This is a genomic window from Pseudomonas mendocina, from assembly GCA_037482215.1.
Taxonomy (GTDB): Bacteria; Pseudomonadota; Gammaproteobacteria; order Pseudomonadales; family Pseudomonadaceae; genus Aquipseudomonas; species Aquipseudomonas mendocina_E.
In genome coordinates this window covers 1,048,858-1,072,674 of sequence record CP148074.1, presented here as the reverse complement: position 1 = coordinate 1,072,674, position 23,817 = coordinate 1,048,858, and the positions used below count along the sequence as shown (strand labels likewise).

The 23,817-nt window shown below is 53.3% G+C and carries 22 protein-coding genes and 1 pseudogene; 16 read left to right on the top strand and 7 right to left on the bottom strand.

What is annotated here, in order from left to right; all coding sequences use genetic code 11:
- The first annotated feature begins 369 nt into the window (after nucleotides 1-369).
- The 3 genes from WG219_04855 to WG219_04845 all read left to right on the top strand — a co-directional run bounded on the left by WG219_04855 (nucleotide 370) and on the right by WG219_04845 (nucleotide 6,036).
- Complete coding sequence (locus WG219_04855; protein ID WXL26814.1) at nucleotides 370-1,002, top strand: response regulator transcription factor; 633 nt, start codon at nucleotides 370-372, stop codon at nucleotides 1,000-1,002.
- A gap of 43 nt (nucleotides 1,003-1,045) precedes the next feature.
- The gene (locus WG219_04850) at nucleotides 1,046-4,693 is read left to right on the top strand and encodes a transporter substrate-binding domain-containing protein (protein WXL26813.1); all 3,648 of its coding nucleotides are present in this window, start codon (nucleotides 1,046-1,048) and stop codon (nucleotides 4,691-4,693) included.
- Between the two features lie 95 nt (nucleotides 4,694-4,788).
- Nucleotides 4,789-6,036, top strand: a complete 1,248-nt coding sequence (locus tag WG219_04845; GenBank protein WXL26812.1) for an EAL domain-containing response regulator — start codon at nucleotides 4,789-4,791, stop codon at nucleotides 6,034-6,036.
- A gap of 69 nt (nucleotides 6,037-6,105) precedes the next feature.
- On the opposite strand, the gene WG219_04840 is transcribed toward WG219_04845, so the two are convergent.
- The 5 genes from WG219_04840 to oscA all read right to left on the bottom strand — a co-directional run bounded on the left by WG219_04840 (nucleotide 6,106) and on the right by oscA (nucleotide 10,285).
- Entirely contained in the window at nucleotides 6,106-7,095 is a 990-nt protein-coding gene (locus tag WG219_04840) for a sulfate ABC transporter ATP-binding protein (protein ID WXL26811.1), read from the bottom strand.
- A gap of 2 nt (nucleotides 7,096-7,097) precedes the next feature.
- Entirely contained in the window at nucleotides 7,098-7,970 is an 873-nt protein-coding gene (gene cysW, locus WG219_04835; protein WXL26810.1) for a sulfate ABC transporter permease subunit CysW, read from the bottom strand.
- Nucleotides 7,971-7,980: 10 nt separating this feature from the next.
- Nucleotides 7,981-8,799, bottom strand: a complete 819-nt coding sequence (gene cysT / locus WG219_04830) for a sulfate ABC transporter permease subunit CysT (GenBank protein WXL26809.1) — start codon at nucleotides 8,797-8,799, stop codon at nucleotides 7,981-7,983.
- A gap of 130 nt (nucleotides 8,800-8,929) precedes the next feature.
- Nucleotides 8,930-9,928: a sulfate ABC transporter substrate-binding protein gene (locus WG219_04825; protein ID WXL26808.1), complete on the bottom strand. Its 999-nt coding sequence runs from the start codon at nucleotides 9,926-9,928 to the stop codon at nucleotides 8,930-8,932.
- A 174-nt stretch (nucleotides 9,929-10,102) separates the two neighbouring features.
- Entirely contained in the window at nucleotides 10,103-10,285 is a 183-nt protein-coding gene (gene oscA / locus WG219_04820; GenBank protein ID WXL26807.1) for a sulfur starvation response protein OscA, read from the bottom strand.
- Nucleotides 10,286-10,538: 253 nt separating this feature from the next.
- Here oscA and WG219_04815 point away from each other — a divergent pair, with 253 nt between their 5' ends.
- The 5 genes from WG219_04815 (at nucleotide 10,539) to cysW (WG219_04795) (ending at nucleotide 15,090) form a co-directional block, all read left to right on the top strand.
- Nucleotides 10,539-11,120, top strand: a complete 582-nt coding sequence (locus tag WG219_04815) for an alpha/beta hydrolase (protein ID WXL26806.1) — start codon at nucleotides 10,539-10,541, stop codon at nucleotides 11,118-11,120.
- Nucleotides 11,121-11,178: 58 nt separating this feature from the next.
- A complete protein-coding gene (locus WG219_04810; protein WXL26805.1) occupies nucleotides 11,179-12,126 on the top strand; it encodes a sigma 54-interacting transcriptional regulator in 948 nt (315 codons plus the stop codon).
- 162 nt (nucleotides 12,127-12,288) lie between these two features.
- Nucleotides 12,289-13,302 (top strand): thiosulfate ABC transporter substrate-binding protein CysP, encoded by a 1,014-nt coding sequence (gene cysP / locus WG219_04805; GenBank protein ID WXL26804.1) that lies wholly within the window; start codon nucleotides 12,289-12,291, stop codon nucleotides 13,300-13,302.
- 115 nt (nucleotides 13,303-13,417) lie between these two features.
- On the top strand, nucleotides 13,418-14,266 hold the full coding sequence (gene cysT, locus WG219_04800) for a sulfate ABC transporter permease subunit CysT (protein WXL26803.1): 849 nt from the start codon (nucleotides 13,418-13,420) through the stop codon (nucleotides 14,264-14,266).
- The gene (gene cysW, locus WG219_04795; protein WXL26802.1) at nucleotides 14,263-15,090 is read left to right on the top strand and encodes a sulfate ABC transporter permease subunit CysW; all 828 of its coding nucleotides are present in this window, start codon (nucleotides 14,263-14,265) and stop codon (nucleotides 15,088-15,090) included. The genes cysT (WG219_04800) and cysW (WG219_04795) overlap by 4 nt, the downstream gene beginning before the upstream one ends.
- A 33-nt stretch (nucleotides 15,091-15,123) precedes the next feature.
- Here the strand turns inward: cysW (WG219_04795) and WG219_04790 are convergent.
- A pseudogene (locus tag WG219_04790) lies at nucleotides 15,124-15,856 on the bottom strand (acyl-CoA dehydrogenase family protein).
- A gap of 21 nt (nucleotides 15,857-15,877) precedes the next feature.
- The gene (locus WG219_04785; GenBank protein ID WXL26801.1) at nucleotides 15,878-16,150 is read right to left on the bottom strand and encodes a hypothetical protein; all 273 of its coding nucleotides are present in this window, start codon (nucleotides 16,148-16,150) and stop codon (nucleotides 15,878-15,880) included.
- Between the two features lie 383 nt (nucleotides 16,151-16,533).
- Between WG219_04785 and WG219_04780 the strand changes: the two genes are divergently transcribed.
- The 8 genes from WG219_04780 to WG219_04745 all read left to right on the top strand — a co-directional run bounded on the left by WG219_04780 (nucleotide 16,534) and on the right by WG219_04745 (nucleotide 23,526).
- A complete protein-coding gene (locus WG219_04780) occupies nucleotides 16,534-17,838 on the top strand; it encodes an OprD family porin (protein ID WXL27937.1) in 1,305 nt (434 codons plus the stop codon).
- Nucleotides 17,839-18,140: 302 nt separating this feature from the next.
- Nucleotides 18,141-18,779, top strand: a complete 639-nt coding sequence (locus WG219_04775; protein WXL26800.1) for a peroxiredoxin — start codon at nucleotides 18,141-18,143, stop codon at nucleotides 18,777-18,779.
- 9 nt (nucleotides 18,780-18,788) lie between these two features.
- On the top strand, nucleotides 18,789-19,382 hold the full coding sequence (gene ssuE / locus WG219_04770) for an NADPH-dependent FMN reductase (GenBank protein WXL26799.1): 594 nt from the start codon (nucleotides 18,789-18,791) through the stop codon (nucleotides 19,380-19,382).
- A gap of 89 nt (nucleotides 19,383-19,471) precedes the next feature.
- A complete protein-coding gene (locus WG219_04765) occupies nucleotides 19,472-20,437 on the top strand; it encodes a sulfonate ABC transporter substrate-binding protein (GenBank protein ID WXL26798.1) in 966 nt (321 codons plus the stop codon).
- A gap of 61 nt (nucleotides 20,438-20,498) precedes the next feature.
- On the top strand, nucleotides 20,499-21,647 hold the full coding sequence (gene ssuD / locus WG219_04760) for an FMNH2-dependent alkanesulfonate monooxygenase (protein ID WXL26797.1): 1,149 nt from the start codon (nucleotides 20,499-20,501) through the stop codon (nucleotides 21,645-21,647).
- 22 nt (nucleotides 21,648-21,669) lie between these two features.
- On the top strand, nucleotides 21,670-22,464 hold the full coding sequence (gene ssuC / locus WG219_04755; protein ID WXL26796.1) for an aliphatic sulfonate ABC transporter permease SsuC: 795 nt from the start codon (nucleotides 21,670-21,672) through the stop codon (nucleotides 22,462-22,464).
- Nucleotides 22,461-23,261 carry an aliphatic sulfonates ABC transporter ATP-binding protein gene (gene ssuB / locus WG219_04750; GenBank protein WXL26795.1) on the top strand — a complete coding sequence of 267 codons (801 nt, stop codon included), beginning with the start codon at nucleotides 22,461-22,463 and terminating at the stop codon, nucleotides 23,259-23,261. Before ssuC ends, ssuB begins: the two co-directional genes overlap by 4 nt.
- Before the next feature lie 49 nt (nucleotides 23,262-23,310).
- Entirely contained in the window at nucleotides 23,311-23,526 is a 216-nt protein-coding gene (locus WG219_04745) for a TOBE domain-containing protein (GenBank protein ID WXL26794.1), read from the top strand.
- The last annotated feature ends 291 nt before the right edge of the window (nucleotides 23,527-23,817 follow it).

Sequence of the window (23,817 nt, the reverse complement as noted above, 5' to 3'; positions counted from 1 at the left end):
ATGAGGCCTGAAGGCGTTTACGAAACCAGGGACAATTTAATTAATAAAAATTACCGAAAATACAGATTGAAAAACCAAAATCTAACAAAAATACACCTAATAAAAAACGACCAAAAATCTTAGATCAAAAACTGATGATCTTCAAAAAAACATTGACCTTTTTCGCATAAAATATTTTTTATTAGAAACACTTCTCAAAACCCCCAACTACAAGGCTAAACATTTTGTAAGAATTTTCCTATACTGCATGTTACAGGCATCTGATTTTTTGAAAAATCGAAATATAAACCATCCACCAAAACCTATTATCTAGGAAATTAAATAAAAACTAAAACTCCATTAATAAAGACTGGATTGAGAAATATCAAAATGGCACGAATACTTATTGCAGATGACCATACCGTTGTCCGCATGGCAGTACGTATGATCTTAGAAAACGCCGGCCATGAAGTAGTCGGCGAGGCCAGTTGCGGAGTTGATGTTGTCGCTCTGGCAAGAAATCTCAAGCCTCAACTTATTATACTTGACATAGACCTTCCGCAAATTGACGGAATAACGGTATTACAGCGACTATGCTCGGGTGATAACAACTTCAAAGTTTTAGTATTTTCAGGAATGGGCGCTGATCAATACTCAGTACGCTGCGCACGAGAAGGTGCTGCCGGTTTCATCAGCAAGAGTGGCGACATGGAAGGTCTCCTTACAGCAGTATCTATTGTCTTGTCTGGCTATACAATCTTCCCGACCAACCACCTACCGAACTTAAACTCTAATACTACGAATAATTTTGATAACGAAACAGAAGCCATAAAACAGCTTTCAACACGTGAATTAACTGTCCTAAGATACCTTGCCAGAGGCCAGCGAATAAGAGACATTGCTAAAACACTGCTATTGAGTGAAAAAACAATCAGCACATACAAAACACGACTCATAACAAAGTTGCAAGTGGATAATCTTGCAGAGCTAATTGATATTGCAAAACGCAACTCGATTATTTAACAGCCTCATTATAAAGTGCCCTATTCACTTGATCGGAAACATAATGAAACACATACTGTCGCTTCTGGCAGCCATCTTAAGTTTATGTACCCTACCCTGTTTAGCTGTACAGGCACTCGAGAACCATAATCTTGAGCTTAGAGGTAGCGGACTTAGAGCCTTAGAAAAAGTCCCGCTGAACGACGCAGATTGGAGTTGGCTTAGGAACAAAGGACATTTGGTTCTAGGAGTATCGACACCTGACCACCGCCCCTTCGATATCACCACCAGTGGCAAGCACTATGAGGGCGTTACTGCCGATTATGCAGACCTCCTGAGCCAATCTCTGGACATACCCTTCCAAATTGTTGTGTTCCCCAACAGAGAGAAAGCCCGAAGAGCACTGGTAGAGGGTTCGATTGACCTCCTTGCCAGCGCCAACGCTTTTGATGTCCAAAACAATAGTTTAGACCTCACAGCCAACTACGCCCTAGACCAAAGTGCACTATATAGGCGACTTAACGAAAAACGCAATTTTCCTGAATACTTTAAAGGCGTAAAGATAGCCACACCAAACGATTACCTTCAACCTGATACAATTCGTGAATATTTCCCTAATGCTCTAATTGAAACATATAAATCCAGACATGAAGCACTTGCGGCACTTGCATTTGGCAAAGCCGACCTCTATCTGGGTGACTCTTATTCAGCAAACCTAATTATTAACGAGCAATACTTCAACTATGTAACCATTGAGCGACTATTGCAAACCTCCTCAGGTGGAACAAGCTTTGCACTACGCAAAGAGAATAAAAAATTAAAAAGAATTATAGACTCCGCACTTAAATCGATAAGCAGTCACAATAACCGTGAAATACTACGTCGTTGGGGAGGAGGATCGGGCTCATCAATAACTAAACCCATTGACTTATCTACAAATGAAGTTAATTGGCTAAGACGTAATCCTGAAGTAAAAGTTGCCGTAGGTATTGATCAGGCACCTATAGCATTTATCGACCAAGATGATAACTTTAGCGGCGTCATGTCCGATATATTAAAAATTGTAACTTTGCGAACAGGACTGAAGTTTACAGCAAGGTCATATAACAAAGGCAGTGATATCGCAACTGCCTTGAAAAACAACGACGCCAAGCTTGCTGTACTATCCCCCAGCGTAAGCCGAGAAGCCACAATGCGTTTTACAAATCCATTTGCTGTAATGCCATTCAGCATTGTGGTAGCAGACAGTAATAATGATATAAATGATCTGCGTAGCTTAAATGGATATAAAGTTGCCGTCCCCAGTGGCCATATTTTGCTCGAACTCCTTAAGTCAACACGTGCGAATATAGGGCTAATCGAAACTAACAACTTTGTTGAGACACTGGAATATGTCAAAAGTGGAAGAGCGGATGTTGCCATCGCCCCATTGATGGTATCTCGATACTACCTGCTACACAGCAAGGACTCCGGGCTGAAAATATCGGGGATTATTGGTCCAGATAAAGCTGTCTTCTCTTTTGCCATGCCACGTGCAGACACCGAGCTCGAATCCATTCTCAACAAGATACTGCGCGATCTCCCCCCAGATGAGCTGAACGTCATCAATACACGTTGGCGGGCCAACTCTGCAACACGCGAATCGAGCTGGATAGATTACCAAACGCTGATTCTGCAAATAGCAGCTATGGTAGGCGTTCTTATTTCTGCCGCATTTGTTTGGAACCTCAAGCTGCGCCGACAAGTCCGCCAGCGTCAAGACGCCGAACATGCATTGAGCGATCAGTTACAGTTCATGCGTACACTGATTGACGGTACCCCACTGCCAATCTACGTACGCGATCAACGAGGTCATCTCCTTACGTGTAACGAGTCTTACACATCGGCTTTGCACCTGAGCAAAGACGACGTCATAGGCAAGACTGCGATTGAAGAAGGAGTCGTAGCGCAGGAAGATGCAGAGCACTTTCATGCGGACTATATGCAGGCCATACGAACCGGTGAAGCGATCGTCAAAGACCGTACCGTTATCCTTGATAACCAGACATTACACATCTATCACTGGATTCAACCATACCGGGATCGTCATGGTGAAGTACAAGGCGTAATTTGTGGTTGGCTTGATATCAGTGAGCGACATCAGTTAATTAGTGACCTGCAAGCCGCGAAGAAACAAGCCGATGACGCCAGCCGCGCCAAAACAACCTTCCTCGCCACAATGAGCCACGAAATTCGTACTCCAATGAGTGCGGTCATTGGCATGCTTGAGTTGGCTTTGAAGAAACGAGCAACCGAAGGCGTATTCGACCAATCTACGATTGAAGTTGCCTATAATTCAGCAAAAGGGCTGCTGGAACTGATTGGCGACATTCTTGATATTGTACGAATCGAGTCAGGTCGCCTAAATCTTGCGCCCCGGCGAACAAACCTACGTGAACTTGCCGAATCCGTCGTTCGCGTATTTGATGGGCTTGCCAGACAAAAAGGTCTGGCATTAACGCTGGACTTCGACTTCGAATTTGGCGCTAAAACGGATGTGCTCGTCGACCCTGTGCGCATCAAGCAAGTCATCTCTAACCTGATCAGCAACGCCATTAAATTTACAGATTCAGGCCAAGTACAGCTTAAAATCAAAGGTACACCACTTCCAGAGGACCGAATCAAACTGAACGTTGTTGTCGCCGATACTGGTATTGGTATTTCCGAAGAAGATCAAGTATGCCTATTCAAACCATTCGCCCAAGCGAGTCAGCGCGTAGGCCAGATCCGTGGAGGAACTGGATTAGGCCTCACAATAAGTCGTTCATTGTGCGAAATGATGGGCGGCTCACTGAATCTAACTAGTGAGCCAGATATCGGTACCGTCGTTACATTTGATCTGGCGCTAAGTTGCCTGCCAGAGATAGACGTGTCACCAGCTTACACCGTAGACGAAAACGGCGAGGTTCCCGCCCCCCTAAACGTCCTGATCGTTGATGACCATCCGGCAAATCTACTCCTTCTAGCTCAACAGCTTGAGTTTCTGGGGCATCGCGTAACCAAAGCCAACAACGGAGTAGACGCTCTCGAACACTGGCAGAAGCAGATCTATGACCTCATCATTACCGATTGCAATATGCCTCTTATGAGCGGCTACGCTCTGACTGAAGCTGTTCGACTAGATGAATCGCGGCGAAAACTGACCCCATGCCATATCTTCGGATATACCGCCAATGCCCAACCCGAGGAGCAGGAACGCTGTTTGCGCGCTGGCATGAACAAATGCCTGTTCAAACCAATCAGCCTTGAAGAGCTTAGCCTATGCACCAGTGGCGTCACACCCCAAAAACCATCTCCCGCCAAGGAGGAAGGCCCCCCAACTGCAGAGGTATTTAATATCTCCTCAACGTATCAGCTTACTCGCGGAGATAAGGTTCTTGCGTTTGAGTTACTGGATGAACTGGTTCGCAGTAATCGAAGCGACATGGACGATTTGTTACGGCTTACTGAAAATTTCAATTTGACGGAGATTGCCAGCCTAGCCCATAGAATACGCGGTGCTGCTCGTATTGTTCAGGCGGAGCAGCTTATTGAAGCGTGTAGCACGCTTGAAAAGATTGTGAAATCACAGGATATAACCCCTGAGACACTAAATGCAGCGGTACTAGCATTGCAGAAAGCAGTATATGACGTTGAACAAGCCATAACTACCTTAGAGCGTTCTCCTGGTTGAGTATCCCTCTAGGCTCTTTATGGCGGACGCATCGGTATTTCCTTACAACACACACAATATGTACCGACATACTGCGCTCTTGATCTCTCTTTAAGATGGAACGTACTCCATTTAAAGAGGCAAACAGCATGCAGGCGCTTACAGTACTGGTACTCGAAGATCATGCCTTTCAAAGGGCGCTGACCGTCAATGCGCTCAAGCATGCTGGTGTAAATCGAATCATTGAAGCATCCGACGGACATGAAGCAATCAGCAAGCTCACTGAAATGGGAGGAGCAGACGTTGCCATATGTGATTTGCACATGCCTGGCATCGATGGCCCCCGCTTCATATCTCAAGCCTTTCAATTGGGTTTGATTGCAGGTGTAGTTATCAGCAGTGATGTTGAACAGCCATTGCGCAGCAGTGTTGCAAGCATGATCGGTTATTTGGGACTGAATTTTCTAGGAGACTTGGGAAAACCACTTCAATCTGAGCAGCTCTACTCTTTACTATCGAACTTCAAAAAGAATGAACTGCACCAGCCTGTCCCCCTCCCAGAACTTCTTGAATTGCCAAGTCTCGATGACGCAATCAACGCACTGAGTAACAGTGAATTTTACGCCTACTACCAGCCCAAACTTAACATCCAAACAGGCGAAGTCCAGGGAGCAGAAGTATTAGCCCGTTGGCACCATACTAGGTTTGGTGTTATGTCACCCCGTCAATTCATGCCTCTAATCGAATCAGGTGATCTATTTAATTCCTTGTTTAACCAGTTGTTCAAACAAGGCTGCAAAATGCAGCATCAACTGCAATTACGAGGCAGACAAATGGAGCTTGCCTACAATCTTCACCCATCACAGTTAGCTTCCCGAGCTTTAGTCGATAACATCAAAGAAATGCTGTCAGAATACCAGCTACCTGCTAGCAGCTTGATGTTCGAAGTTACCGAAAGCGGTTTACTTTCGGCACCAGCCACAAGCTACGAGAATCTAGTAAGTTTACGGCTTTTAGGCTGTGGTTTAGCAATGGATGACTTCGGAACAGGCTACTCATCGCTTCGGAGATTATGTGAGCTACCATTCAACCAGCTCAAACTTGATGCATCATTTGTTCAAAGCACGCCTAAACAACCACGATGCAAGTCGATTATTCAGTCTGCAATAAATCTTGCTAATGCATTGGATATTTCATTAGTAATTGAGGGCGTTGAAACTGAAAAACAGCACGACGAGCTATCCGGAATGGGCTGCACACTAGCACAGGGTTATTATTATGCTCGACCAATGACGCCTGATGCACTCATCAACTTTCTAAGCCTGCCAAACATGAAAGACTCTCCCCCTCTAGTCCACAAATAATATTGAAGCGAACGGACTGATCCCCCCCAGTGAAAAGGCCGGCAGCGCCGACCTTTGCTCACTCCCAAATCACACTGCAGCCTGCCTATAGTGCGACTTCGGCTTGAAGTAGAGCGTTTCACCGCGACTGAGGTTGTCCAGTGTCAGGTGATCCTTGGCCACTTCAGCTTCGATCGGCTCACTCTGCCCTTCGACTTTCAATGTGACACGGGTGATCGCCCCTAGCGGACGGATGTCCCGCACCTCTCCCGCCTGATGACCCTCTTCGGCCTGGCGGGACAGATGAATCTCGTGCGGGCGGAACAACACGTGCTGTTCGTTGCCGACGACGAGGCGGTTAGCATCACCCAGGAAGTGATAGACAAAATCACTGGCCGGGTTTTCATACACCTCGCCTGGCGAGCCAATCTGCTCAACCACGCCTTTGTTCATCACCACGATGCGGTCGGCCACTTCCATCGCTTCTTCCTGGTCGTGAGTTACGAACACGGAGGTCAGGTGCACCTCTTCATGCAGACGCGCCAACCAGCGACGCAGCTCTTTACGCACCTTGGCGTCTAGTGCACCGAACGGCTCATCAAGCAGCAGCACTTTAGGCTCCACAGCCAGGGCGCGAGCCAGCGCGATACGTTGACGCTGACCACCGGAAAGTTGCTCCGGGTAGCGATCTGCCAGCCAATCCAGCTGCACGAGCTCCAGCAGGTCGTGAACCTTTTTCTTGATCACGTTCTCGTTCGGCCGCTCGCCCTTGGGCTTCATGCGCAGACCAAAGGCGACGTTGTCGAACACAGTCATATGACGGAACAGCGCGTAGTGCTGGAACACAAAGCCGACGTTGCGATCGCGCACGTCGTGGTTCGACACATCTTCGCCGTGGAACTGAATGCTGCCGGTGTCAGGGGTTTCTAAACCGGCAATAATGCGTAGCAAGGTGGTTTTCCCGCAGCCCGAAGGCCCCAGCAGGGCAACCAGCTCACCACTTTTGATGTTCAGGTTAATGTTGTTCAGCGCTTTGAATGCATTGAAATTCTTGCTGACGTTGGTGATTTCAATCGACATGATTATTCGTCCTCTGCCTTGTGGCGCAGGCGGTTAATGCGTGACTCGCTCCACTGCTTAAGCAGCAGGATAAACAGCGCCAGAAGCAACAACAGGCTGGCAACGCTGAACGCGGCGACGTGATTGTATTCGTTATAGAGAATCTCTACATGCAAAGGCAGCGTATTGGTGTAACCGCGAATGTGCCCGGATACCACTGATACAGCCCCAAACTCGCCCATGGCTCGCGCTGTACACAGCACCACACCATAGATAAGGCCCCATTTTATATTGGGCAAAGTCACATGCCAGAACATTTGCCAGCCGTTTGCCCCCAGCAGACGCGCCGCCTCCTCTTCCTGCGTGCCCTGCTCCTGCATCAGCGGGATCAGCTCACGCGCCACAAACGGCACCGTGACAAATACAGTTGCCAAGACAATGCCCGGCAAAGCGAAGATGATCTGAATATCGTGCTCGCGCAGCCAACCACCAAAGAAGCCCTGAGCACCGAACAGCAGTACATAGATCAGGCCAGCAATCACCGGCGAGACCGAGAACGGCAGGTCGATCAGTGTGACCAGAATGCTCTTGCCACGAAAATCGTACTTGCTCACACACCAGGCCGCAGCGACGCCGAATACCAGATTCAGCGGTACCGAAATCCCCACCGCCAACAGCGTCAACTTCAGGGCCGAGAGTGCGTCCGGTTCAAAAATCGCGGTAAAAAAGGTGCCGAAGCCCTGTTTTAGCGCCTCACTGATCACCACCAACAAGGGCAGCAGCAGAAAGAGGATAAAGACCAGCCAGGCCCCGCCGATCAACAGGCGACGCCCCCAAGCATGGCCGCGGCGAGCAGCGTTGACCGAGGCCGAGGCTGTCACGGATACAGAAGACATAGCGACCTCCTCAGGACTTGGCGATTTTGCGCTGCAACAGGTTGATCAGCAGCAGCAGGATGAATGACACCACCAGCATCAGCACGCCAATAGCGGTGGCGCCGTGATAGTCGTATTGATCGAGCTTGACCATGATCACTAATGGCAGGATTTCCGTCTTCATCGGCATGTTGCCAGCAATAAAGATCACTGATCCGTACTCCCCCACACCACGGGCAAACGCTAGGGAAAATCCGGTCAGCCACGCAGGCAACAAAGCTGGCAGAAGTACATAACGGAACACCTGAAATGGCTTAGCCCCCAAGCAAGCCGCTGCCTCTTCCACTTCGCGGGGAATATCTGCCAACACGGGCTGTATGGTCCGCACAACAAACGGCAAAGTCACAAAGGTAAGAGCCAGGGTGATACCGAGTGGGGTGTAGGCAATTTTGAGACCGACCGCTGTGGCGAGTTGCCCAACCATGCCGTTCGGTGCGTACAGCGCCGTCAGTGCAATACCCGCAACGGCGGTGGGCAGTGCAAAGGGCAGATCAATCATCGCCTCGATGACCTTGCGGCCGGGGAAGGTGTAGCGCACCAGCGCCCAAGCCAGCAGCGTACCGATAACACCATTGATCGCCGCCGCCGCAAAGGCTGTGGCAAAGCTTAGCTTGAGGGCAGCCCATACACGCGGTGATGAAATAATGGCCCAGAACTGATCCCAGGTTAGCTGGGCAGCGTGGACGAACATGGCTCCAAGGGGAATCAACACCAACAGGCTGAGGTACACCAGCGTGTAACCCAGCGTCAGCCCGAAGCCGGGTATGACGGGGGAAGTGCGACGAGACATTGCCTGTCCTTACTGTTTGTACGGCTAGACACACAATTCAGCCCTAGAACACATGCTCAATTGAGGTGAAGTGCAGCAGGGCTGATGGAGGGATGGGCGGTGGATTTCAAACCGCCCAAGCTGAAATGGATCAATGTGCCTGATAGATCTGGTCGAAAACGCCACCATCGTTGAAGAACTTAGGCTGAGCGCTTTTCCAGCCGCCAAAATCCTTATCAATGGTGACCAGCTTCAGAGCAGGGAATTGCTTGGAGAATTCCGCAGCGACCTTTTCATTTCGCGGACGGTAAAAGTTCTTCGCAGCAATGCGCTGGCCTTCTTCGCTATACAGGTAGTTCAGGTAGGCTTCAGCCACCTGGCGGGTGCCTTTCTTCTCAACGTTAGCATCCACCACGGCAACCGGCGGCTCAGCCAGAATCGACAGGGATGGAGCAACGATCTCGAAGTTCTCACCCCCCTGCTCTTTCAGGGCCAGAAACGCTTCGTTTTCCCAAGCCAGCAGCACATCACCAATTTGGTTGTTTACAAAGGTTATGGTCGAGCCACGAGCCCCCGTGTCCAAAACCGGAACTTGTTTGTAGAGTTTCTCTACATATTCTTTGGCTTTCTCTTCGCTTCCGTATTTCTGTTGGGCGTAGGCCCAAGCGGCAAGGAAGTTCCAACGCGCGCCGCCGGAAGTTTTCGGATTCGGTGTGATGACCTCAACGCCCGGTTTGGTCAGATCATCCCAATCTTTGATGTTTTTTGGGTTGCCCTTGCGCACCAGGAACACGATGGTTGAGGTGTACGGCGTGCTGGACTGCGGCAGGCGCTCCTGCCAGTTTTCCGGGATCAGCTTGCCAATATTGTGCAGCTCGTCGATATCACCGGCCAGGGCCAGCGTCACCACGTCAGCACGTAAACCATCAATGACTGCACGGGCCTGCTTACCCGAACCGCCATGGGACTGCTGAATAGTGACCGCTTCGTGGCCTTCAGCTTGCCAGTGTTTATTGAAAGCTTCGTTGAACTCGACATACAGCTCGCGGGTCGGGTCATAAGAGACGTTGAGCAGCGTTTCTGCAGCGGCTGCGGGGCCGGCGATCAGGGCGCTGGCAAGGGCAGCAAGGGCAAAGCGGCGAATTGACATGGTGTAGCTCCTAAGTATTCGTATTCGATTCTGTTTGAGTTATGCAAAACAAAGGTTGGCAATCAAAAACACATTCGCGAGTGGCAGCTACAACAGTGGTTAGGCTTCAATTTCTGCACTGACTTCATCTCTATGCTTCCCCGCGTTGGATCGTGCTCAGCCCCTGACACCGGCTCAGGAATTCTTGTTACTCGGAGCCTGAAGGCGGAACTTCTCTTTGCGCTCAATCTGTACGACCTGGCCGTTGTGTACGGTGATCTCAACCGAGCCGAATTTGAGGCCGTTCAGAGCAGCTTGAATCTCACGCAGGATGCTGGTGTCGTCCTGACCTTCAAAATTACGCACGGTTGCAGTCATTTTCTTTCTCCTGTTTGTTCTGATCCCATTCCACTGGTGAGAACGGTTCGTGGCCGCTAGGTGTGGAGCGATAGTAGTGATCAGTTCATATTCTTAAAAATACCGTTTAAGAACATTTATATTCCCACAGGAAATATAAGAGGACGAACAAGAGACCACCCAAAATAGAATAAGCAAATAAGTTCTTATTCTTTTTGATATCTGAAAAGTCTTCCTACACTGCAATCAATCGTTATGTGCAGGAGAGCCAGACATGCGTAATGACACAACCCGCTACCTGATCATTCCAGGCTGGCAAGGGTCTTCAGATGATCATTGGCAAAGCCACTGGCAACGCGTTCTGCCTAATGGCGCTCGAGTTGAACAGCAGGACTGGTTGACACCCAATCGTGAAGATTGGGTCGCCGAGTTGAACCGCAATATTGCAAACGACCCACGCCCAACGATCCTGATCGCCCACAGCCTGGGATGCGTAACAGTGGCCCATTGGGCTGCAAGTGCGCCGATTGAACTGCTGCAACGTGTGCGTGGCGCATTGTTAGTGGCACCTGCTGATGTCGAGCGCGCTAACTGCCCGGCGGCTCTGCAAAACTTTGCGCCGATTCCAACCCAGCACCTGCCATTCCCCAGCCAGTTGGTTGGGTCTGATAACGACAGTGCCGCCAGTGCCGCACGCGCGATTGAATTGGCGCGTCAGTGGGGCAGCGATATCGCCATCCTCAGCGGTGCAGGCCATATCAATGTTAAATCCGGCCACGAGCGCTGGGAGCAAGGCTTTGCCTACCTATATAGGCTGCAACACAGAACCGAGCAGCTGCACCGCCTGCGCGCCTGAGCACAGGTATTTGAACCCGTTTACACAGCCTAAGGACTAGGCTGCGCAGGAGCCTTTGATGAGCCCGAACACCCTCAGCGAACAAGCCTTATTGACCTTCGCTGACGCTGATAAAAGCCCTCTGAGCATCCGCGCTAAAGCGCTGGTGTTTATTGACCCACGTTCCAGGGAGCTGCGTGACAAGGTCGATCAGTTGGCAACACAACCACTGCCATTATTAATTGAAGGCGAGACAGGCACGGGTAAAGAACTCTTGGCACGTCATATTCACCGGGCCAGCGAACGCCCCGGACTGTTTGTCGCCATCAGCTGCAGCGGGCTCAGCCCTCAATATGCCCAGGCCGAACTGTTCGGCTACAGCGCCGGCGCCCACCATGGCAATTCCAGCAGCCGCGCCGGCTGGTTTGGCTCGGCCAACAACGGCACCCTATATCTTGATGAAATCGGTGATCTGAGCCCCGAGTTACAGCAGGAATTGCTAACCGCTCTGGAAACAGGAGAAACCTGGCGAGTTGGTGCCAAGCAACCCACACCTGCGGATGTACGCCTGCTGGCGGCCACCAGCGTCAATCTGGAACAAGCCGTATCCGCAGGCAAATTCAACGAACGCTTGTACCGCTACCTGACCGACGGCCGCCTGACTTTGCCGCCTCTGCGCGAGCGTGTCGGTGACATTTTGCCGTTAGCTGAATACTTCCTCGGCATTTATGCACAGCGCCTGAATGTACCGCTGCCAGAAATCAGTGATGAGGCACAAAGACGTCTTGAACGGCACAGCTGGCCTGGCAACACACGGGAGCTGGAAAACGCCATTCACTTCGCCCTGCTGGTCAGCAGCGGGCCTGAGCTGCTCAGTGAACACCTTAATTTGGTTGAACAACGCCCAACTGTGGACGCCATCGAAGCCAACATAGCCAGCTTGATTAGCCATGCCAGTGCCGCCGAATTGATTGACCTTAGGAAACGTCTCGCAACCCAACTCGAACAGATCACAGACCTGCCTTGACTGACGGGAATGACCACTTATTCGATCAAGCAATATTCATAGCACTAAAAAGTATTTATTAAGCATATCCAAACTGTGCAGTATCGCCGCCCAGCTCGGCCGAACGGCCGCCAATAAATTTAAATGCCTGCCAACAGGCCCGTGACGAGGAAAGTCAGTCTCATGCTCAAGAAAATTTTGCTGGCCACGGCCATCACTTCCAGCCTGCTGAGCAGCGCTGCCACTCTGGCTCAGGACAAACCGATCCTGAACGCGTCTTACGATATTGCCCGTGAGCTGTTCGGGGAGATCAACCCTAAATTCCAAGCTCACTGGAAAGAGACCACAGGTAAAGACCTGAAAATCGACCAGTCTTTCGCCGGTTCATCCCGTCAGGCTCAGGACATCATTCAAGGTAAGAAAGTCGATATCGTCACGTTCAACCAAGTGACTGACGTAGACATCCTGGCCAAACGTGGCTTGGTGCGTAAAGACTGGGCTCAGCAGTTCCCCAATAACAGCTCGCCTTACTACAGCACCACTGCTTTCCTGGTGCGCAAAGGCAACCCGAAAAACATCAAAGGCTGGGAAGACCTGGCCCGCCCTGATGTGAAACTGGTATTCCCTAACCCGAAAACCTCCGGTAACGCCCGCTACAGCTACCTGGGTGCCTGGCTGCACGCCAACGAAGCGTTTAATGGCGACGAAGCCAAAATCAAAGAGTTCGTCGGTAAAGTTCTGCGCAACGTTGAAAACTTCCCAACTGGCGGCCGCGCAGCCACTGTTGCTTTCGCACAAAACGGCCAGGGCGACGTGCTGCTGTCGTTCGAATCGGAAGTGGTCAACATTGCTAATGGTGAAGAATTCAAATCCGGCGAATTTGAAATTGTAGTGCCGCCGGTCAGCGTTCTGGCCGAGTTCCCGGTTGCTCTGGTCGACAAAGTGGTCGACGAGAAAGGCACTCGCGACGTCTCTAAGGCTTACCTGGACTTCCAATACAGCAAAGAGATTCAGCAACTGCTGACCCAGTACAACTACCGCGTGCACAACCCGGAAGTCGTGGCTGCGACGGCTGATCAGTTCCCGAAAATTCGCCTGATCAACCCAACGGATGTTCTGGGCAGCTGGGACGATATTACTGCCAAGCACTTTGACGCCAATGGTATCCTTGACCAACTGTTGGCCGAGGGTCGTTAAGGTTCAGCATCAAGCGGCCCATCTGGTCGTTTAATGTGAAAACCTGGACTCAACTGGCTTGAGTCAACAACAGGCCGCCGTCTATACGGCGGCCTGTGTATTTAGGGCTATAGGCGTGTCTAAAACTCCACGTTTCTTTTTGCAGAATCCATTACTGCCGGGCTTTGGCCTGAGCTTTGGCTTCAGCATCTTTTATATCTCGTTGATCATTCTGTTCCCGATCTCTGCGCTGTTGCTGTACGTCAGCGACATGAGCTGGGCGCAATACTGGCAAGCGATCAGTGATCCGCGCGTGGTACAGAGTTACAAGGTCACCATCAGCGGCGCGTTCTACTCCACCATCGCTGCCGTACTGATTGGCCTGCTGCTGGCTTGGATCATCACCCGCTACGATTTCCCCGGCCGCCGATTAATCGACTCACTGGTTGATCTGCCCTTCGCCCTGCCCACCTCAGTGGCAGGCCTGACCCTGGCCGCACTGCTGGCCCCTGGTGGCTGGCTGGGACAATGGCTAGCCCCGTTTGGCTGGAAGGTTGCCTACGCCTATCCCGGCATCCTCATCGCCATGGTGTTTACCAGCCTGCCGTTTGTGGTGCGCACGGTGCAGCCGGTGCTGCAAGACTTGGGCAGCGACTATGAAGAAGCCGCACGCACACTGGGCGCAAGCCGCATGCAGACCTTCTTCCATGTGGTGCTACCGACACTGACTCCGGCGCTGGTCACCGGTGCTTCGCAATCGTTCGTGCGAAGCCTCGGCGAGTTTGGCGCGGTGATCATGATTGCGGGCAACATTCCGTTTAAGACCGAAGTCTCGTCGCTGATGATTTTCGTGCGACTGCAAGAGTTCAACCACACCGCCGCGGCAGCCATTGCCTCGGTGATTCTGCTGGCCTCACTGCTGCTGTTATTCAGCCTGCAAGTGGTTCAGGGCCGCCTGTTTAAATGGCAACGGCAAGGCAAATGAAAAAACCACAACACTGGCACCAATGGCTACTGATCACACTCGGTCTGACCCTGGTCACGCTGATGCTGATCTTGCCCCTGGCTCTGATTTTCACCAAAGCGCTGTCCGGCGGACTGGACCTGCTGTGGAGCAATCTGAATGAAGATTACATGCTCCATGCCATCGGCCTGACCTTGCTGGTCGCAGTCCTCACCGTACCAATCAACATGTGCTTCGGCATCATGCTGGCCTGGTGCGTCACTCATTACGACTTCCGTGGGCGCAAACTGCTGACCACGGTCATCGACATCCCCTATGCCGTTTCACCCGTGGTGGCAGGCCTCTGCTACTTAGTGGTGTACGGTCTGGAGCATGCATTAGGGCGCTGGTTCTACGATAACGGCCTGCAACTGATGTTTGCATGGCCGGGCATTGTGATGGTCACCGTGTTTGTCACCGCCCCTTATGTGGCACGGATTCTCATTCCAGTGATGCAGAGCCAAGGCCAGGACGAAGAAACGGCGGCCCTGTGCTTAGGAGCCAATGGTTGGCAGATTTTCTGGAACATCACCCTGCCCAAGATCAAATGGGCACTGCTGTATGGCGTGGTGGTAACCAACGCCCGGGCAGTGGGTGAGTTCGGCGCGGTATCGGTGGTATCTGGCACCATCCTCAACCAGACCCTGACCCTGCCACTGCTGGTGGATCAGCTCAACAATGACTACAAACCTGCAGCCGCCTTCACTGCTGCGGGTCTGCTGGCCTGTATGGCCCTGATCACACTGCTGCTGAAGACCTTTATGGAGTGGCGTCAGCGCAACCTGATGAAACGCGCCGAAGCCTGATCGACTTAGGCACGGGCCTGTGATGCAGGCCCGTTAGCCGTAAGGCGACGGTTCCGGCGCCTTACCATTGACCAGCCAATTGCCCAGATCACGCACTTTATAATCCAGCGGATCATGCAGGCTATGCACCCGCACATTGCGCCAGAACCGGTCAAAACCGTGTTTCGAGCTGGTCGCACTGGCGCCCATATTTTCGAAAATCTTCGATGTAATCTCCAACGCAGCACGGGCTGAAACCACCTTCGCCTCGCTGATTGCCAGTGCGACCTCGGCGCGCTCATTCAAGGTCAGTACAGGCTTCTCCCAAGCGCTCTGCAAACGCTGGGCGGCATGCTCAGCCAACAGACAAGCCGAGCGATAGTGGAGCCACAACTCACCGTAACGTTGCTGAACAAACGGATCATCACTGGCCAAGGCCACACCAGACGCGGGCCAGCCCCGGCTCTGCTCTCGGGTGTAGCGCTGCGAGGCATCCAGCATTGCCGCCAGATAACGCAGGATCCGGTAGATTTCCGGCCAGCTCCCCTTGACCGCCGAACCGTTGCGGCACGGCCAGATTCAACAGGCTGCTGTCACGTAGCAGTTGCCGCTCGGCACGGGCGCTGCCGCACTGGCGTTCTCGCTGCACAACGTTCAGCGCCAGCTTACGGGCGAGCCTTTCCACCCGCTCACTGCGATCCGTGAAATCTTTTGGAAATAGCCTCGGTTCAAGTACAGCCTTCACGCCTGAGTGGCTATGGGGGTTGGCACGAAGTTCAGCGTTCATGACCCAATCCAACCGTTGAGCTCAATAGCCTTGTGCACATGGGTGCCCCCCTCCAGTAACGGCAGCAACTGTCCACTTTAAGAAGCCATACCAGCTCAGACTAATGTCGAGTTGGGTAAATGCCGGATCAAGGCTACCGTTGTTTTGAAGAAGAGTTATCTGATTAGAGGGTTTCTGATGGCCTATGCCAATCGGACGGACAAACTCAGTGGCATAAACATTTAGTGCCTGTGTCCCAGAGATAAAGCCCATGGCCATCATCAAATACAAGAAAAATCTCAGGCGCTTGGGCATGGCAGACCTCGTCGTTGACGTGTCAGCCAGCAGCGGGACCTGATCACGTAAAACTTCAACCAATACAAAAGTGAAGTCCGGTGATCCGGTAAGGACGAAGCTAAACGATCTAAAAATAATCTAATAAATAATTTTTAGAACTTAGCTTATATGACTTATAAAAAAGGATTTTTATTCCAACTAGCTATTACAACGTAATAATAAATTCTTTTTCGTACTGTTGAATTGTCCTTAGAGTTCGTTCAATCCGCCAGGTTCAGCCACTTGGCAGGCTGCCCTAACTCTCAGACTGAAGTGACTGTTTTCACAGCCCTCTACAGCAGCTACCTATAACAGTAAAAAACGACCTGTAATCATTTGGAGCCCGTAATGAAAAAACCGCTCTGGCCGCAGCAGTCACACTTGCTGCAATCGCCAACCAGGCCACCGCAGCATTCATTGAAGACAGCAAGGCGACACTGAACCTTCGCAACTTCTACTACGATCGCAACGACAAAAATACGGACGATAACCGCTCAGAAGCACGGGAATGGGGTCAAGCGTTCCAACTCAACTATATTTCGGGTTTCACCGAAGGCACTGTGGGCTTCGGTGTAGACGCGCTCGGTCAGTTGGGTGTTCGTCTTGATGGGGGCGGCCGTGCAGGTAAGGCAGGTACCGATCGTACTCCAGGGCAATTGTTCCCACTGGAAAGCAATGGTAGTGCCGTCGACAACTTCAGCAAGCTGGGCGTAACCGGTAAAGTACGTTTCTCCAAAACCGAAGCCCGCATCGGCACCCTGCAACCCAAGCTGCCAGTGGTGACCTTCAACGACGGCCGCCTGACTCCGCAAACCTTTGAAGGTGGTCAAATCACCTCCAACGAAATCGAAGGGCTGACTCTGGTCGGTGGCCAGCTCGAACACGCCGTTGCTCGTGCATCATCGGACGAAACATCTCTACGCATTGGTGGCGCCAAGGGCGCTGCTGACTCCAACAAGTTCTACTTCGCCGGTGGCGATTACAAGATCACCGACGACCTGACAGCGCAGTACTACTACGGCAACCTGGAAGACTTCTACAAACAGCACTTCCTCGGTCTGATCCACAACTGGAAACTGCCTACTGGCTCACTGAAGACCGATCTGCGCTACTTCAACAGCTCCTCTGACGGCAAAAACGGCAGCGCCAGCGGCCGTGCTGAGGGCTACGTGAGTAATGGTTACTGGTCCGCAGGTGACAGCAAGTCAGGTGAGGTTGATAACCGCACTTGGAGCGCCCTGTTCACCTACAGCCTGAGCGGCCACGCAGTGAGCGCTGGCTACCAACAAGTGTCCGGCGACAGCGCCTTCCCATTCCTTAACCAAGGTGACGGAGCAAGCGCTTACCTGATCACCGATCGTCAGATTGGTAAATTCCTCAGCGCCGGAGAGCGCACATGGCTGGCTGAATACAGCTATGACTTCGCTGAAGTGGGTGTGCCTGGCCTGAAAACCACCATCACTTATCTGTCCGGTGACAACATCGACTCTGCCACCGGCGACAAGAAAGAATGGGAGCGCGACTTCCGCCTGGACTACACCCTGCAAGAAGGTACCTTCAAAGGCCTGGGCTTCTCCTGGCGTAATGCTTCGCTGCGCGGCAACACAAGCACCAACGACCAGGACGAAAACCGCCTGATCGTCAGCTACAGCCTGCCTCTGCTCTAACTCGCCCGCGAACGAGCACTCAGCAACAGAACCGGCCTGATTTCAGGCCGGTTTTTTATTGTGCAGATTTCTATTTAAACGAGTCTCGCTACCCACTCCTGCGGACTGGGCTTATCGCCCACTGTGAGTCCACCACCGCGCCTCTAAAGCCCTGTTCCTCACGTTTAAGCGACTGTTTCGTTGAGGCACGCACTCGCCGCAACAAAACTAATAGTTATAAATAAATTGTTATTTATTCTTTTTAAAATCTAAAAACCCACCGCATAGTGAACACCACTTAACGCTTTCACAGGAGACCGAGCATGTCTATCCGCCTTGGCGATATCGCCCCTGACTTTGAACAAGACTCCAGCGAGGGTCGCATCCGTTTCCACGAATGGCTGGGCAACAGCTGGGGCATTCTGTTCTCCCATCCGGCTGACTTCACCCCGGTGTGCACCACCGAGCTGGGCTTTACCGCCAAGCTGAAAGACGAATTCGCCAAGCGCGGCGTGAAGGCCATCGCCCTGTCAGTTGACCCGGTTGATTCGCACCTGAAGTGGATCGACGACATCAACGAAACCCAGAACACACGCGTCAACTTCCCGATTCTGGCGGATGCTGACCGTAAGGTTTCCGACCTGTATGACCTGATCCACCCGAATGCCAATGACACCCTGACCGTTCGCTCGCTGTTCATCATCGACCCGAACAAAAAGGTGCGCCTGACCATCACCTACCCGGCAAGCACTGGCCGTAACTTCAACGAGATTCTGCGGGTGATTGATTCCCTGCAACTGACCGACAACTACAAGGTCGCCACTCCGGCCAACTGGGTGGATGGTGATGAGGTGGTGATCGTGCCGTCGCTCAAGGATGAAGAGGAAATCAAACAACGCTTCCCCAAAGGTTACCGAGCCGTGAAACCTTACTTGCGCCTGACCCCGCAACCGAATCGTTAAGGAGTCAGCATGCTGGTTGTAACCCTGGGAGGCAGCCCGAGCCTGAAGTCCCGCAGCAATATCCTGATTGAACGTGCAACCCAGTGGTTGAACCAACAGGGTGTTGAAGTGGTGAGCTATCAGGTACGGGACTTCCCGGCCGAGGATTTGCTCTTCGCCAACTTCAACAGCCCGGCGGTAAAACTGTTGAACGAACATGTGGCCCGCGCAGACGGCATCATCGTCGCGACACCGGTTTACAAGGCGTCCTTTTCCGGCGCCTTGAAGACCCTGCTCGACCTGCTGCCCGAGCGGGCTCTGAACCACAAACCGGTGCTGCCGATTGCCACAGGCGGTAGCAGCGCCCACATGCTGGCGGTGGACTACGCATTGAAGCCAGTCCTCGCCGCACTGAAAGCACAGGAAATGCTGCACGCAGTATTTGCCGATGACAGCCAGATCGCTTACGGCGAGAACGGCAATCCGGCGCAACTGGCAGAGGTACTGGAGCAACGCCTGGAAGATGCCTTACAGCACTTTCACCACGCTTTAGCCCGCCGCCCGACAACCATTGATCCCAACGTGCTGAATGATCGGTTGATCAACTCGCGTTGGAGTATTTGAAGTTTCCCGACACACAAAAAAACACCTTACTCGCCCGCTAACGGGCAAGCAGGTCGCCAACATAAAAACTCAACGTAAAGGAGAGCGCCATGCGCACTGTCACTTTGCGTCGGAGTCTGGCCGCCCTGTTTGCCGCGGCTGTCACTTTCGGCGCTATTACTCTGGCTCAAGCCGAGAACCTGCGGATTGGTTATCAGAAATACGGCACCCTGGTGCTGCTTAAAGCCAAGGGCAGCCTGGAAAAGCGCCTGGCCGACCAAGGCGTAAACGTTACCTGGACTGAATTCCCTGGCGGCCCTCAGTTGCTGGAAGGCCTCAACGTAGGCTCGGTGGATTTTGGCGTGACCGGCGAAACGCCGCCTGTATTTGCTCAGGCAGCCGGTGCTGATCTGCTCTATGTAGCCTACGAGCCGCCAGCGCCGACCAGTGAAGCGATTTTGGTGCCGAAGGATTCGACACTGAAATCTGTTGCCGACCTTAAAGGCAAAAAAGTCGCCCTTAACAAAGGCTCTAACGTGCATTACCTGCTGGTCCGTGCACTGGAAGATGCCGGCCTGAAGTACAGCGATATCCAGCCTATTTACCTGCCACCGGCCGATGCCCGCGCCGCATTTGAGCGCGGCAGCGTAGACGCCTGGGTGATCTGGGACCCGTTCCAGGCAGCCGCCGAAGAACAACTGCAAGCCCGTACCCTGCGTAACGGCGAAGGCCTTGTGGATAACCACCAGTTCTATCTGGCGACCCGCCCTTACGCTGAGAAGAACCCGCAAATTGTCAGCGCGTTGATCGAAGAAATCCGCACTATCGGCGAAGACTCGAAAAAAGACCCGGATGCCGTCACCGCCCAAGTCGCCCCGCTGCTTGGTCTGCCAGCGAGCATCACCTCCGTTGCGGTTAAGCGCCAAGGCTATGGGGCTCAGTTCCTAACCCCAGAAGTGGTCGCCGCACAGCAAAAGATCGCCGACACCTTCGCCCAGCTGAAGCTGATCCCGAAACCGCTGGTTGTGAAAGACGTGATCTGGACCCCGCCCGCCAAGGTGGCCCAGGCGCAGTAGGCCGTTGGCCTGCCGCCACATAACGGCGGCAGGCAGCACTTTTTCCTAAGGAGACAACTCCATGAGCTTGAATGTTTTTTGGTTCCTTCCCACCCACGGTGACGGCAAATACCTGGGCACCAGTGAAGGCGCACGCGCTGTCGATCACGGTTACCTGCAGCAAATTGCCCAAGCCGCCGACCGCCTCGGTTTTGGCGGTGTCCTGATTCCGACTGGACGCTCCTGCGAAGACTCCTGGCTGGTGGCCGCCTCGCTGATTCCAGTAACCCAGCGCCTGAAGTTTCTGGTCGCGCTGCGCCCCGGCATCATTTCGCCGACTGTCGCCGCACGCCAGGCCGCGACGCTGGATCGTCTGTCCGGTGGCCGCGCCCTGTTCAATCTGGTCACCGGTGGTGATCCAGACGAGTTGGCCGGTGATGGACTGAACCTGTCCCACGCTGAACGTTACGAAGCCTCTGTCGAATTCACCCGCATCTGGCGCCGAGTGCTGGAAGGTGAAACCGTGGATTACGACGGCAAACACATTCAGGTCAAAGGCGCCAAGCTGCTCTACCCGCCACTGCAACAACCGCGTCCACCGTTGTATTTCGGCGGCTCCTCCGAAGCGGCACAAGACCTCGCTGCCGAGCAGGTTGAGCTGTACCTGACCTGGGGCGAACCACCAGCAGCAGTGGCCGAGAAGATTGCCCAAGTCCGTGAAAAAGCCGCCAAACACGGCCGCCAAGTGCGCTTCGGTATCCGCCTGCACGTCATCGTGCGTGAAACCAACGAAGAAGCCTGGGCCGCCGCCGACCGTCTGATCAGCCATCTGGATGACGACACCATCGCCCGCGCCCAAGCATCCCTGGCCCGCTTTGATTCCGTTGGCCAACAGCGTATGGCCGCCCTGCACGGCGGCAAAAAAGACAATCTGGAAGTTTTCCCCAACCTCTGGGCCGGTGTTGGCTTGGTGCGTGGTGGTGCCGGTACGGCGCTGGTAGGCGATGGCCCGACTGTCGCGGCGCGGGTGAAGGAATATGCCGATCTGGGCATCGACACCTTCATCTTCTCCGGCTATCCGCATCTGGAGGAGTCCTACCGGGTGGCTGAACTGCTGTTCCCCCACCTGGATGTAAATCGCCCGGAGCTGCCGCAGAACATCGGCTACGTCAGCCCGTTCGGCGAAATGATCTCCAGCGACATCGTCCCTAAAACCGCCTCGGCCAGTTAAGCAGTCAGGAGTTGAGGTCAGTATGAGCAATTCAACCCTTCATTCAGTGGCCCTGCGCCTGGCACCGTGGGCATTGCCCGTGGTGCTGTTGGCAGCATGGCAGCTGTCAGTGGCCAGCGGACTGTTGTCCACCCGTATTCTTCCTGCGCCCAGCGCGGTGATCAGCGCGGGCTGGAATCTCATCAGCAGCGGCGAAATCTGGACTCACCTGGCCATCAGCGGCTGGCGTGCGGGCGTCGGTTTTGTCATCGGCGGTGGCATTGGCTTGCTGCTGGGCTTTATCACCGGCCTGTCGACCTGGGGCGAACGCCTGCTCGACAGTTCAGTGCAAATGATCCGTAACGTGCCCCATCTGGCCCTGATTCCGCTAGTGATCCTGTGGTTCGGCATTGATGAGAGCGCCAAGATTTTCCTGGTTGCCCTCGGCACCCTGTTCCCGATCTACCTGAACACCTATCACGGTATCCGCAACGTCGACCCGGCGCTGGTGGAAATGGCCCGCAGCTATGGACTGTCCGGCTTCAGCCTGTTCAGCCAGGTGATTCTGCCCGGCGCCCTGCCTTCGATTCTGGTGGGCGTGCGTTTCGCCCTCGGCTTTATGTGGCTGACCCTGATCGTGGCGGAAACCATCTCGGCCAGCTCCGGTATCGGTTACCTAGCGATGAACGCCCGTGAGTTCCTGCAAACCGATGTGGTGGTGTTGGCCATTCTGCTATACGCCGTACTCGGCAAACTGGCTGATGTTGCCGCCCGTGGTCTGGAGCGCGTATGGCTGCGCTGGCACCCGGCTTATCAAGTGAAGGGGAAACAGCAATGACCGCCCTGCTCACTTTAAAACAAGGCATTCCGCTGGCGATCAACGGCATCCATAAAGCCTTTGGCGAGCGTGAAGTGCTGAAGAACATCGAGCTGCACATTCCAGCCGGGCAATTCGTTGCCGTGGTCGGGCGCAGCGGTTGCGGTAAGAGCACCCTGCTGCGCCTGCTGGCTGGCCTGGATGAGCCCACTCGAGGCGAGCTACTGGCAGGCCCCGCGCCACTGGCAGCATCGCGCGATGACATTCGCCTGATGTTCCAAGACTCGCGTCTGCTGCCGTGGAAACGGGTGATCGACAACGTCGGCCTGGGCCTTAAAGGCAACTGGCGACCACAGGCTGAAGAAGCCCTGGCAGCAGTTGGCTTGGCAGACCGCGCCAATGAATGGCCAGCCTCGCTTTCCGGCGGGCAAAAGCAGCGTGTGGCCTTGGCCCGCGCCCTGATCCATAAACCGCGCCTGCTGCTGCTTGATGAGCCGCTAGGGGCGCTGGATGCCCTGACCCGCATCGAAATGCAGCAACTGATCGAACGGCTGTGGCAACAGCATGGTTTTACCGTGCTGCTGGTCACCCACGACGTGAGCGAAGCCGTTGCCGTCGCTGACCGGGTCATCCTGATCGAAGACGGCGAAATCAGACTGGATCTTGAAGTTGCCCTGCCGCGACCACGGCAACGTGCATCAGCACGCCTGGCCGCTTACGAAGAACAAGTACTGAACCGTGTTCTGTCCCTGCCTGAATTGCCGCCAGAACCTGAACCCACTTCACCTTTGCCCACGCAACTGCGTTGGGCGCTTTAACCCGGCAGCAACCGCTGCACACCCACTGAAAATTGAAAGGAGTTACACCATGACCATTAAAGCCATCAACGTACGTAACCAGTTCAAAGGCACCATCAAAGACATCGTGCTGGGCGACGTGCTCTCTGAAATCGACGTACAAACTGCCTCAGGCATCGTAACCTCAGTCATCACCACTCGCTCCGTGCGCGAGCTGGAACTGGCGGTGGGTAGCGAAGTGATTGCCTTCGTGAAATCCACTGAGGTTTCAATTGCCAAGCTGTAAGCCTGAGGTGACACAGGTCGACGCCCTGTCGGCCTGCGAAAGGCTGGCACCGCGAATGGAACGGAGCGGGTAGCTCCGTTCCGGCAGCGGCAGGTAAGCCAGTGCGTTGCATTAAAAATGCGCAGATAGAAAAGCATGACGTGGCGGGCGGGTAACCCATACTGCATTACGGCATGCAGACCTGTTCAGCAGAACAGATCAGGGGGTGGCGGTAAGCCAGTAGCAGGTATTCAGACTGCGTGTTACAGCATGGACCACATGCCTGTCGTAGACCTTTCAGCGCTGCCACAA